Source organism: Micromonospora sp. ATLC16 (assembly GCF_057196645.1).
Genome location: NZ_JBXUOW010000034.1, coordinates 14,943 through 26,932 on the forward strand (window position 1 = coordinate 14,943; position 11,990 = coordinate 26,932).

General features: G+C 70.8%; 12 protein-coding genes and 1 riboswitch. Of the genes, 9 read left to right on the forward strand and 3 right to left on the reverse strand.

Annotated features, from left to right (window positions below):
- Positions 1–25: 25 nt before the first annotated feature.
- The 5 genes from AC2CHE_RS16135 (at position 26) to gcvP (ending at position 6,386) form a co-directional block, all read left to right on the forward strand.
- Positions 26–424: a group I truncated hemoglobin gene (locus AC2CHE_RS16135; protein ID WP_484505698.1), complete on the forward strand. Its 399-nt coding sequence runs from the start codon at positions 26–28 to the stop codon at positions 422–424.
- A 2-nt stretch (positions 425–426) separates the two neighbouring features.
- Entirely contained in the window at positions 427–1,605 is a 1,179-nt protein-coding gene (locus AC2CHE_RS16140) for a globin domain-containing protein (RefSeq protein WP_484505699.1), read from the forward strand.
- A complete protein-coding gene (locus AC2CHE_RS16145; RefSeq protein WP_484505700.1) occupies positions 1,602–2,324 on the forward strand; it encodes a DivIVA domain-containing protein in 723 nt (240 codons plus the stop codon). Before AC2CHE_RS16140 ends, AC2CHE_RS16145 begins: the two co-directional genes overlap by 4 nt.
- Before the next feature lie 96 nt (positions 2,325–2,420).
- Positions 2,421–3,299: an NAD-dependent protein deacetylase gene (locus tag AC2CHE_RS16150; RefSeq protein ID WP_484505701.1), complete on the forward strand. Its 879-nt coding sequence runs from the start codon at positions 2,421–2,423 to the stop codon at positions 3,297–3,299.
- A gap of 88 nt (positions 3,300–3,387) precedes the next feature.
- Positions 3,388–3,486: riboswitch (glycine riboswitch) on the forward strand.
- A 77-nt stretch (positions 3,487–3,563) separates the two neighbouring features.
- A complete protein-coding gene (gene gcvP, locus AC2CHE_RS16155; RefSeq protein ID WP_484505702.1) occupies positions 3,564–6,386 on the forward strand; it encodes an aminomethyl-transferring glycine dehydrogenase in 2,823 nt (940 codons plus the stop codon).
- 101 nt (positions 6,387–6,487) lie between these two features.
- On the opposite strand, the gene AC2CHE_RS16160 is transcribed toward gcvP, so the two are convergent.
- On the reverse strand, positions 6,488–6,688 hold the full coding sequence (locus AC2CHE_RS16160; protein WP_093402410.1) for a DUF5999 family protein: 201 nt from the start codon (positions 6,686–6,688) through the stop codon (positions 6,488–6,490).
- A gap of 96 nt (positions 6,689–6,784) precedes the next feature.
- Between AC2CHE_RS16160 and AC2CHE_RS16165 the strand changes: the two genes are divergently transcribed.
- Complete coding sequence (locus AC2CHE_RS16165) at positions 6,785–8,002, forward strand: chorismate-binding protein (RefSeq protein ID WP_484505703.1); 1,218 nt, start codon at positions 6,785–6,787, stop codon at positions 8,000–8,002.
- Between the two features lie 56 nt (positions 8,003–8,058).
- A complete protein-coding gene (def, locus tag AC2CHE_RS16170) occupies positions 8,059–8,565 on the forward strand; it encodes a peptide deformylase (protein WP_484505704.1) in 507 nt (168 codons plus the stop codon).
- Here the strand turns inward: def and AC2CHE_RS16175 are convergent.
- The gene (locus AC2CHE_RS16175) at positions 8,518–9,363 is read right to left on the reverse strand and encodes a GNAT family N-acetyltransferase (RefSeq protein ID WP_484505705.1); all 846 of its coding nucleotides are present in this window, start codon (positions 9,361–9,363) and stop codon (positions 8,518–8,520) included. The genes def and AC2CHE_RS16175 overlap by 48 nt on opposite strands.
- Before the next feature lie 33 nt (positions 9,364–9,396).
- Complete coding sequence (locus AC2CHE_RS16180; RefSeq protein ID WP_484505706.1) at positions 9,397–10,176, reverse strand: sulfite exporter TauE/SafE family protein; 780 nt, start codon at positions 10,174–10,176, stop codon at positions 9,397–9,399.
- A gap of 177 nt (positions 10,177–10,353) precedes the next feature.
- Between AC2CHE_RS16180 and AC2CHE_RS16185 the strand changes: the two genes are divergently transcribed.
- Together AC2CHE_RS16185 and AC2CHE_RS16190 are read left to right on the forward strand one after the other, a co-directional pair.
- Entirely contained in the window at positions 10,354–11,142 is a 789-nt protein-coding gene (locus AC2CHE_RS16185; RefSeq protein ID WP_484505707.1) for an endonuclease/exonuclease/phosphatase family protein, read from the forward strand.
- 443 nt (positions 11,143–11,585) lie between these two features.
- Positions 11,586–11,945, forward strand: coding sequence for a hypothetical protein (locus AC2CHE_RS16190; protein ID WP_484505708.1), 360 nt, complete (start codon positions 11,586–11,588; stop codon positions 11,943–11,945).
- The last annotated feature ends 45 nt before the right edge of the window (positions 11,946–11,990 follow it).

Consider the following 11,990-nt stretch of genomic DNA (forward strand, 5'->3'; position numbering starts at 1 on the left):
CCCCTCACGACGGAAGGAAACAACCGTGACGGTTACCGAGGAGACCGCTCCGGTCTCGCATTACGAGCGCATCGGCGGGGCGGCTTCGGTGAAGGCCGCTGTCGAGCTGTTCTACGACCGGGTGCTCGCGGATCCGGATCTTGCCGGTTACTTCGCCGAGGTGGACATGGCGGGGCAGCGTCGGCATCTGGCGTTGATGTTGACGGTGGTGCTGGGTGGTCCGAACGAGTACACCGGCCGGGATCTGGCGTCGGCGCATCAGCCGTTGAACATTCCGGTGGCGCACTACGTCAAGGTTGGTGAGCATCTGACGGCGACGTTGACGCAGCTGGGTGTGCCGGGTGACATCATCGTCGACGTGCAGGCGGTGCTGGCGCAGGTGCAGGACCAGGTGGTGGCCGACGGGGACCAGGCGGGCGCCTGAGCGTGGACGTGCCCCGGCTCAAGCAGAGCTGGTCGATGGTGGCCACGCACGGCGACCAGGTGCCGCTCTACTTCTATTCGACGCTGTTCCTGGCGTATCCGGAGACCCGGCAGATGTTCCCGACGAACATGGCGGGTCAGCGGGATCGGCTGGTGACTGCGCTTGGTCACATCGTGTCCCAGGTGGACCAGTTGGACCGGCTGGTGGGTTTCCTGCAGGATCTCGGCGTCGACCACCGCAAGTTCGCGGTGCGGGCGGAGCATTACCCGGCGGTGGGGGAGGCGTTGCTGGCGACGTTGCGGCATTTCCTCGCCGACCAGTGGACCGACGAGTTGGCGCAGGACTGGACGGCGGCGTACGGGCTGGTGGCGCAGGTGATGTCCGAGGCGGCGCAGGCCGCTGAGGCGACGAGTCCACCGTGGTGGGCGGCGGAGGTGGTGGGGCACGAGCGGCGGGCGTTCGACGTGGCGGTGCTGACGTTGCGTCCGCAGTATCTGTTGCCGTACACCGCGGGTCAGTCGATCGGGTTGTCGCACCCGGCGGTGCGATCGTGGCGGTACTACTCGCCGGCGAACGCGCCGCGCGCGGACGGCACCGTCGAGTTGCATGTGCGGGCAGCGCCGGGGGGCGCGGTGTCGTCGCGGCTGGTGTACGGGTGTGCGGTGGGTGACCAGGTGCATCTGGCCGCTCCGGTGGGTGACGGGTTGACGTTGCGGCCGGCCGGTTCGGCGGATCTGCTGCTGCTGGCCGGTGGTACCGGTTGGGCGCCGCTCAAGGCGTTGGTGGAGCAGGTGGCCGCGGAGGGTTCCCGGCGTCAGGTCGACGTGTATGTGGGGGCGCGTTCGCGCAGCGAGTTCTACGACGGTGCCGAGTTGGAGAAGTTGGCCGCCTCGTACGCGTGGTTGTCGGTGACGCAGGTGGTGGGGTTGGACCTGAACCAGCCGGGGGAGTTCGTGTATCCGGTGGACCGGGCGCTGGCCGACGGTGACTGGCGGTCTCGGCATGTGTACGTGTGTGGTTCCGACGACATGGTGTCGCACACGGTGGCGACTTTGACCCGGTCCGGTTTTCATGCCGGGCAGGTGCATCACGAGGGTCTGGGTAGGCACTGGTACGGCCCCTCGTGGCGGACGGCGGTGGGAGGCCCCGCTGTCTCTGACGATTCCGGAGGTGCCCGGTGAGTGAGCCTCGTGGCCGCGAGTGGCGGGCTGGTGCGGTGAGTGCGACCCCGGTCGGCAGGTACGACGGTGCGCAGGTCACCGGTGGTGTGCAGGTGCGGATGACCGCCGACCGGGTGCGTCGGTGGGAGTTCGGTTCGTCGTCGTTCGGGCGTCGTGGTTTCGACCAGAACGACGTGGATCGGTTCCGGGTTCAGGTGGCCGATGAGTTGGATCTGCTGTCGACGCAGGTGGCGAATCTGCGGGCGGAAAATGAGCGGCTCAACGATCATGTGGAGTTGCATCGGCACGGGGTGATTCCGAGTTCGGAGCCGACGGCGAAGCCGCCGGCGGCCAAGGAGGTGAATCTGCTCTCGGCGGCGCAGCGGGAGGCCGAGCAGATCATCGCCCAGGCGCACGACTACGCGCGGCGGGTCGCCGAGTACGCCCGCACCCAGTACGAGAGCTATGTGCGGGCGGCGGTGGAGGAGGCCCGTCAGGAGGCGGAGCGGGCGGTGCAGGACTACCACGTGGCGGCGGGGCCGACGTTCGACGACGGGGTGGCCGCGCGGGAGGCGCTGCGGATCTACGGCGAGATGATGATCTCGCACATGCAGGCGGCGGCGCGGCATCTGGACGACGGCAGTGAGCAGTTGTCGCGGACCATGGAGCGCATCGGTGCGCAGCCGGCGGCGGCCGGAGCGGCGGCGGCCCGGTCGTTGCCTCGGCATCAGCAGCGCTGACGCGTGCCCGTCCGGCGGCTGCCGTGGGTGCCACCGGTGGCGGTTCATCGCCACCGGTGGTGTGCGTCGTAAGTGCGGCTGGGGCACCATGGGTGGGTGCAGGAGCTGATCGAGCCGTTGGCGGGTCTGGTGGCCGCCGGTGGGGTGGTGGTGCTCAGTGGCGCCGGGTTGTCCACCGAGTCGGGCATTCCCGACTATCGGGGGCCCAGTGGTGTCGCCCGCCGGCACACTCCGATGACGTATCAGACGTTCCTGGCGGATCCGGTGGCGCGTCGCCGCTACTGGGCGCGTAGTCACCTGGGGTGGCGGTTGATCGCCCGGGCGGCGCCCAACGACGGGCACCGGGCGGTGACGCGCCTGCAGCGCGCTGGGCTGGTGACGGGGATCGTCACGCAGAACGTCGACGGGTTGCACTCGGCGGCCGGTAGTCGGGACGTGACGGAGTTGCACGGTCGGCTCGACGAGGTGGTCTGTCTGGGGTGCCGGTGTCGTACGTCGCGGGTGGAGTTGGACGGGCGGCTGCGGGCGGCCAATCCCGGGTTCGCCGGGCAGGTCGGCGCGGTCAACCCGGACGGTGACGTGGACCTCGCTGACACGCAGGTGGCGGCGTTCCGGACGGTCGACTGCGTGGCCTGCGGCGGGCTGCTCAAGCCGGATGTGGTGTTCTTCGGTGAGACGGTGCCGGCGGCGCGGGTGCAGTCGTGTTTCGCGACGGTGGAGCAGGCCCGGCTGCTGCTGGTGCTGGGGTCGTCGTTGACGGTGATGTCGGGTCGCCGGTTCGTGTTGCGGGCGGCGAAGCGGGACGTGCCGGTCGTGATCGTCAACCAGGGGCCCACCCGCGGTGACGGGTACGCGTACCTACGGGTGCAGGCGCCGCTGGGGCGGCTGTTGCCGGCGCTGGCCGACCGGCTGCTCACTGCCGAGCCGCCGGTGGGGCCGGCGACCGTGCCGGCGGCGTCGAGTCCGGTCGGGTGAGCGGGCCGCAGGTCAGGGGCTCCGGTGCGGGCCGTCAGGGGCTTTGGTGCGGGCCGTCAGGCCCGCTGGTAGCGTTGATCGCGCCGGTAGCACCGACGTGGGAGAGACCGCCTGGCGACAGCCGGGACGGCGCCGAAGGGGCAAATCCTCCCCGGAACCTCTCAGGCAGAAGGACCACGTCGGGTCAGGCACTGTGGAGCGCCCGCGGGGTGTGACAGAGGGGGAGGGCCGACCTGTCGACCCCCGCCCCTCGCAGGAGCGCCCATGACCGCCGAGCAGTTCGCCGACCGTCACATCGGTCCCGGTCCCGACGACGAGCGCCGCATGTTGGACGCCGTCGGGTACGCCTCGACCGACGAGTTGATGGACGCGGCCATTCCCGAGGTGATCCGCTGGCACGGCCAGCTGGACCTGCCGCCGCCGGCCAGCGAGCACGACACGCTGGCGGAGCTGCGGGCCCTGGCGGCCCGCAACACGGTCGCCGTTTCCATGATCGGGTTGGGGTATCACGGCACCCACACCCCGGCGGTGATCCGTCGCAACGTGTTGGAGAATCCGGCCTGGTACACGGCGTACACGCCGTATCAGCCGGAGATCAGCCAGGGCCGGCTGGAGGCGCTGCTGAACTTCCAGACCATGGTGTCGGACCTGACCGGCCTGGGCACCGCGAACGCGTCGATGCTCGACGAGGGCACCGCGGCGGCGGAGGCGATGACGCTGGCGCGGCGGGCGTCGAAGAGCGGCAGCCGGGTGTACGTGGTCGACGCCGACGCTCTGCCGCAGACCATCGCGGTGATCGCCGGGCGGGCGGAGCCGCTCGGTATCGAGGTGCGGGTGCTGGATCTGGACGTGGAGCCGTTGCCGGCGGAGTTCTTCGGGCTGCACCTGCAGTATCCGGGGGCGTCCGGTGCGGTGCGGGACCATGCTCCGCTGGTCGAGGCCGCGCATGCGGTCGGTGCGGTGGTGGCGGTGGCGGCGGACCTGTTGGCGTTGACGGTGCTGCGGCCGCCGGGGGAGATCGGCGCGGACATCGCCGCCGGCACCACCCAGCGGTTCGGGGTGCCGATGGGCTTCGGTGGGCCGCACGCCGGCTACCTGGCGGTGCGGGCCGGTCTGGAGCGGATGCTGCCGGGCCGGCTGGTCGGGGTGTCCCGGGACGCGGCCGGCGCGGCGGCGTACCGGTTGGCGTTGCAGACCCGTGAGCAGCACATCCGGCGGGAGAAGGCGACCAGCAACATCTGCACCGCGCAGGTGCTGCTGGCCGTGATGGCCGGCATGTATGCCGTGTACCACGGCCCGGACGGGCTGCGGGAGATCGCGGCCCGTACCCATCGGATGGCGGCCCGGCTGGCCGCCGGACTGCGTGCCGGTGGGGTCGAGGTCGCCGACGTCGCGTTCTTCGACACGGTGACGGCGCGGGTGCCGGGTCGGGCCGGGCAGGTGGTTGCCGAGGCGCAGCGGCGTGGGGTGAATCTGCGTCTGGTCGACGCCGACCGGGTCGGTGTGTCCTGCGACGAGACCACCACGGTCGAGCAGGTGGCGGTGGTGTGGACGGCGTTCGGTGTCGACGGTGTCGACGGTGAGGTGCCCGAGGTGTTGCCGGCAGAGCTGGCCCGCACCAGTGATTTCCTCACCCATCCGGTGTTCCGTGCGCACCGGTCGGAGACGGCGATGCTGCGGTACCTGCGTCGGCTGGCGGATTTCGACTACGCCCTGGACCGGGGCATGATCCCGTTGGGCTCGTGCACGATGAAGCTGAACGCCACCACCGAGATGGAGCCGGTGAGCTGGGCCGAGTTCGCGAACATCCACCCGTTGGCGCCGGTGGAGCAGACCACCGGCTACCGGCAACTGGTCGGCCAGTTGGAGGGGTGGCTGGCGGAGCTCACCGGCTACGACGCGGTCAGTGTGCAACCCAACGCCGGTTCGCAGGGCGAGTTGGCCGGGCTGCTGGCGATCCGGGCGTGGCACCGCAGCCGGGGTGAGCGGCACCGCGACGTGTGTCTGATCCCGTCGTCGGCGCACGGCACCAACGCGGCCAGCGCGGTGATGGCGGGGATGCGGGTGGTCGTGGTCGGCTGCGACGCCGACGGCAACGTCGACCTGGTGGACCTGGACGCGAAGATCGACGCGCATCGGGACACCCTCGCGGCGATCATGGTGACGTATCCGTCGACGCACGGGGTGTACGAGACGGGTATCGCGTCTCTGTGCGCGAAGGTGCACGACGCCGGTGGGCAGGTGTACGTCGACGGGGCGAACCTGAACGCGCTGGTCGGCTACGCCCGGCCGGGCCGGTTCGGGGCGGATGTGTCGCACCTGAACCTGCACAAGACGTTCTGCATTCCGCACGGTGGTGGTGGTCCGGGGGTGGGTCCGGTGGCGGTGCGGGCGCATCTGGCGCCGTTCCTGCCGGGCGATCCGACCGGTGGGCAGGTGGACGGGCGGCCGGCGATCGCGGCGGCCCGGTACGGGTCGGCGGGGATCCTGCCGATCCCGTGGGCGTACCTGCGGATGATGGGCGCCGACGGTCTGGCCCGGGCCACCGGGGTGGCGGTGCTGGCGGCGAACTACGTGGCGGCGCGGCTGCGGGAGCACTTCCCGGTGCTGTACGCGGGCAACAAGGGTCTGGTCGCGCACGAGTGCATTCTGGATCTGCGGCCGGTGACGAAGGCGACCGGGGTGAGCGTCGACGATGTGGCCAAGCGGCTCATCGACTACGGGTTCCACGCGCCGACGATGTCGTTCCCGGTGGCGGGGACGCTGATGGTGGAACCGACCGAGAGTGAGGACCTGGCCGAGTTGGACCGGTTCTGCGACGCGCTGATCGCCATCCGGGCGGAGATCGACAAGGTGGGTTCGGGTGAGTGGCCGGCAGGGGACAATCCCCTCGCCAACGCGCCGCACACGGCGGCGATGGTCGGCGCTGACGACTGGCCGCACCCGTACCCGAGGTCGGTGGGCGCGTGGCCGGCCGGGGTGGACCGGGTGGGGAAGTACTGGCCGCCGGTACGTCGGGTCGACGGCGGGTACGGCGACCGGAACCTGGTCTGCTCGTGCCCGTCACCGCAGGCGTACGAGAGCTGACCGGGCCCGGTACCGCGCCGACCTGGTCGTGGCCGCCCCTGACCGGGGGACTAGCCTGGGTCGGCGCGGAAAATGAAGTCGTGACGGATCGTGATGTCGCCTCAGGCGGCGAGAGCGTGTCGGGCGGGGCCTCGGTGCGGTGCGATGCTGCTGCCGTCGGGCAGCAGCTCGCCGGTGTCCTCGAAGACGATGACTCCGTTGCAGAGCAGGCTCCAGCCCTGTTCACGGAAGCAGGCGATGACCCTGGCGGCTTCCCGGTCGGTGGCTTCGGCGGAGGGACAGGTGGGTTGGTGCTGGCACATCGGGTTCTCCGGACTGTGGGGGCACTGTGTCATGGTTCACATGACCAGTGACGCACAGTACCAAGCGAAAGCGCGCCGCATCGAGCAGGTATGCGCGTGGTGCGCGGGAAATCCGCTGAACGGATGAGCATGAACCGCCCAGACGTCCTGGAAGCGCTCCCACGGATGGTTGTCGATCCACCCGCGGTTCCCGCGTCCTGCCGCGGCCGGCTCGTCGAACGGGCCCGCTGGCAGTGGCGCCCCGCCGACGGCGGCGACCCCGCCGCGTACGCCGAACAGTTCCTCGCCGACCACGGCCTGCGACTACCCGACCTGGCCCGCCCGGCGCGCCACCACCACCAGCACGGGATCTGCGGGGCCGCCCTCTACCTCTCCGCCACCGCCGCGGCCCTGCTCGCCGGCGGCCCACCCGGCGCACCCAACCCCGCCGACCTGCCCGAGGTGGCCGTCGTCGTCTACGCCCACACCGACGCGAGCACCACCCACCCCGGCCCACCACCACCCTGGTGGCGCGGCACCTGGACCGAAAGCTGGACCCCCCGCCAGCACGCCGACGCGGTCACCGCGACCCGCAGCGCCATCGGCCGCGGCGAGGTCTACCAGGTCAACCTCGTCGGCCACGCCAGCGCCCCCTACACCGGCGACCCACTGCCGGCCCTGACCCGCCTCGGCCGCCTACCCGGCGCCCGCTACGGCGGCGTACTCACCGGCCCCGGCTGGGCCATCGGCTGCGCCAGCCCGGAAACCCTCATCGAGGTACGCGACGGCACCCTCACCACCCGACCCATCAAAGGCACCCGACCGGCCACCACCACCGGCCGCGCCGACCTGCTCGCCTCCGCGAAGGAACGCGCCGAACACATCATGATCGTCGACCTGGAACGCAACGACCTGGCCCGAATCGCCCGCACCGGCAGCGTCCGCGTCGACGACCTGTTCGCCGTACGCCGCTGGTGCGACCTGTGGCAGGCCGAATCCACCATCCGCGCCGACATCGCCGACGGACTCGGCCTGGCCGACCTGCTACGCGCCGTCTGCCCCGGCGGCTCGGTCACCGGCGCACCGAAACTCGCCGCCCTCGACCACATCGCCGCCCTCGAACCCGTCGGCCGCGGCGCCAGCATGGGCGCCCTCGGCTGGATCGGCCCCGACCACATCGACCTCGGCCTGACCATCCGCACCGCCGCCGCCGACGGCAACGCCCTACACGTCTGGGCCGGCGGCGGCATCACCTGGGACAGCGACCCCGCCGCCGAGGTCGCCGAAGCCGCCGCCAAGACCACCCCGGTACGGGCCGCCCTCACCGGACGCTGAACCGAGCCACCCCCACCCACCCCCACCCACGGCCACCGCCCGATAACCTTGCCGACATGACGATGCGGGACATCCGAATCATCGGCGACCCGGTGCTCCGCACCCCCAGCGAACCGGTCACCAGCTTCGACGCCGAACTGCGCACCCTGGTCACCGACCTGATGGACACCCTGCTCGGCGCGCCCGGCCGCGCCGGCGTCGCCGCCCCCCAGATCGGCGTCAACGCCCAGGTCTTCGTCTACGACGCCGACGGCCACCGCGGCCACATGATCAACCCGACTCTGGAGCTGTCCGACGAGCTACAGGACGACGACGAGGGCTGCCTGTCCATCCCCGGGCTGTACTTCCCGACCCCGCGCGCCCTGCACGCCACCGTCCACGGCTACGACCAGCACGGCGAACCCCTCACCATCGCCGGCAGCGGCTTCCTCGCCCGCGCCCTGCAACACGAGGCCGACCACCTCGCCGGCCGCCTCTACGTCGACACCCTGCGCGGCGACACCCGCCGCCGCGCCCTACGCGAGATCCGCGCCGGCCGCTTCGACTCCTCCCGCCGCGGCTGAACCAGCCACCCGAGACACGTCCTGCGCGCCCCGCGCCACAAGCGTGAACTCGCCGTAGTCGGCCACCCGGGTGAACCCCAACCGCTCGTACAACCGCACCGCCACCGGATTGCCGGCCGCCACATTCAACGTCACATGGTCGACCTCGGCGGCCAACAGCCCACACAGGCGAGCCACCACCGCCCCCGCCAACCCCCGACCCCGCCAGCCGGGCCGGGTCGTCACGTTCCCCACCGCCGCCACCCGGTGCTCCGGGGAGACGACATGCACCCCCGCCACCGCCACCAGCAGCTCACCATCACGAATGCCCACGTACCGGCCGGTGTCCACCATCCGCGAGTCGAACCAGTTACCCGGGTAGGCCGCCGCGTACAACTCGTGCAACCGTGGCAGATCCGCCCGACCCAGCACCTCACCGGCCGGCGTGACCGCCGCCAACCGCTCCCGATCCGCCAACACCATCTTCCGATGCGCCCCCGCCCCGGTGACCCGGAACGCGGCGACCAACGCCGACTCCAGGCCGGGGGACAGGTGCGCGTACAACCGCGCCGGCAGCACCGGCGTCACCTCACCCAGCAACGCCCCCACCGCACCTACCTGCGCCGGCCGCGCGAACGCCAGCAGCGTCGGCGGCACCGCACCGTGATACAGCAACACCACCGACTCGCCACGCCGGAACCACGACGTGTACGGCCAGAAGAAGTCGTCGAGATCGCCCAGCTGGTAGGCGTGCAACACCGGATCCCGGCTCAGCAGACCCGCCAGGACCGCCCGATCGTGTTCCGCACGCACCACCACCCGCCGATGATCACACGCACCGCGCCGGCACACTCACCCGGCCACCCACTGGTCATAGCCCAACCTCGCCACCAACGCCAGCACCACCACCAGCAGCACCGCCCGCACGAACCCCGAACCACGCCGCAACGCCATCCGCACCCCCACCGACGCCCCCGCGATGTTGCACACCGCCATCGCCGCGCCCAGCAGCCACCACACATGCCCGGTCACCGCGAACACCGCCAGGGCACCGGCGTTCGTACCCGCGTTGACCACCTTCGCCATCGCCGAACCGTGCACGAAATCCGCACCCACCAGCGCGGTGAACGCCAGCACCAGAAACGTGCCCGTACCCGGACCGATCAGCCCGTCGTACGCGGCGATGCCCACCCCGGCGACCAGCACCGTAACCACCACCCGCACCCGGGTACGCCGCTGCGGCACCGCCAGCACCCCCATCGCCGGACGCAGCACCACGAACAACGCCACCGACACCAGCACCACCAGCACCACCGGCCGGTACGCCGACGGCGGCACCGCCCCGGCCAACGCCGCACCCAGGCCCGCACACACCACCGCCAACGCCGCCGCCGGCCCCGCCACCGCCCAGTCGATGCGCGTACGACGGGCGTACGCCACCGCCGCCGTCGACGTTCCGGCGATCGCCGCCAACTTGTTCGTCCCCAACGCCGTCGCCGGAGGCAACCCCGGCGCCGCCACCAACAACGCCGGCAACAGCAGCAACCCACCGCCACCCACCACCGCGTCCACCCAACCCGCCAGGGCAGCGGCAGTCAGCAACGTCACCACGGTCACCGGGTCCAACTCCACGACCAGGGATTCTTCCCACCGGCACCCCACCCACGCCGCCGGCTGTGGCCAGCCTCACCGGCCCCGACGACGCCGCACCCACATCCCCACCCCGGCAACCGCCACAAACACCAGCATCGAACAGCACAACGCCCGCAGCATCGGGCAACTTTCCCACGCCGTCGCTAAGGTGACAGCGTGCGCCTGGCCACGTTCAACCTGCTGCACGGCCGGTCCCTCACCGACGGCCTGGTCGACCCGGCCCGACTGACCGCCGCCGTCGCCGCCCTCGACGCCGACATCCTCGCCCTCCAGGAAGTCGACCGCGACCAGTCCCGCAGCGGCAACCTCGACCTCACCGCCATCGCCGCCCAGGCCCTCGGCGCACCCGAGCACCACTTCGCCGCCGCCATCGTCGGCACCCCCGGCGAAAAGTTCCGCCCCCTCACCCACGACGACGACGGCCACGGCGAACCCCGCTACGGCGTCGGCCTGATCTCCCGCCACCCCGTCACCAGCTGGCGGATCACCCGGCTACACCCCGCCCCGGTACGCTCCCCGGTCTACGTGCCCGGCCCGGGCGGCGGCCTCATCCTGCTCCGCGACGAACCCCGCGTCGTCCTCGCCGCCGTGCTGGACACCCCCCACGGCACGGTCACCGTCGCCGCCACCCACCTGTCCTTCGTCGCCGGCTGGAACGTCCGGCAACTCCGACAGGTCATCCGCGCCCTACGCGCCCTACCCGCCCCGCGCATCCTGCTCGGCGACCTGAACCTGCCCGCCTGGGCCACCCGCGCCGCCTCCGGCTGGCATTCGCTGGCCCGCCGGCCCACCTACCCCGCCGCGCACCCCCGCGTCCAGCTCGACCACATCCTCGCCGACCGGCACGGCTTCGACCAGCTACCCCCGGCCACCGCCGTGCGCACCCCGCTGTCCACCATCTCCGACCACCGCCCCCTGGTCGTCGACCTCGGCACGCGCCCCTGATCCGTAACCCACGGTCGCCGCCCCCACCCTCTGAGTTCGACGCCCTGTTTCGGCACCGGGCGGGCGGGTTGTTTGGGAACCACCGTGGCCGAGCGGACGGTTGGCGTCAGGCTTTCGTGGACATGATCGGCACCTTCTCGCGGTGCCACCTGTTGGCGCTTTGCCATGATCGGCAGGTTCTTCGGGCGCCATGAGTGATTGGTAGGCCGGCTGCGGCGCCACCCAGGGGCAGGCTGCTGTCGTCGTTGCTGACGGATTTTCGCACGCATTTCTGGAGAAGTGCGACTTCCGAGTTCTGCAAATGGAAGGCAGCAAACGCATGCCGCATTGACGTTGGCAACTGAAAGTGCTTGGGTGATTTCGACTAGTCATCGTTACGACCACGCGTGCGCTTCCGTCAACAATGATCGGAGAATCGCATGAGGCGATCAACGGCAGCCGTGATGGCGGCCACCCTAGGGCTTTCCACTATTGCAGTTGCAAGCCCGGCATGGGCGGATCCTCAAGGCTGCGTCCAGGGGGAGATTTCCTTCTACCAGGATTCTGGCTACATGACTGCTGTCAACGACGCGTTTTGTCAGACGTCCGTGACCCGAACCTTCCGGGTCGAGATCAAGAGAGACGTGGCCCTCTCACCCGACCCGGTGGTATCGAGCTACGACGACTACTGGACGGGCACGTACTACTATGCTTCGACCAGCAGCTGCGACGGCGGACGAATCGCTTACTACTATGGTCGGTCGTTCTTCACGGCCAACACGACCTACAATGACTCCTACCACTATCAGGTGGCCACCTGCTGACGCGAGCGAGGGCCGACGATGGGTGATCCAATCACTGGGCACGGA

Coding starts and splice junctions, on each gene's coding strand:
- gcvP (WP_484505702.1), top strand. CDS start 3,564: ATGACCGCCGAGCAGTTCGCCGACCGTCACATCGGTCCCGGTCCCGAC.
- AC2CHE_RS16160 (WP_093402410.1), bottom strand. CDS start 6,688: ATGTGCCAGCACCAACCCACCTGTCCCTCCGCCGAAGCCACCGACCGG.
- def (WP_484505704.1), top strand. CDS start 8,059: ATGACGATGCGGGACATCCGAATCATCGGCGACCCGGTGCTCCGCACC.
- AC2CHE_RS16190 (WP_484505708.1), top strand. CDS start 11,586: ATGGCGGCCACCCTAGGGCTTTCCACTATTGCAGTTGCAAGCCCGGCA.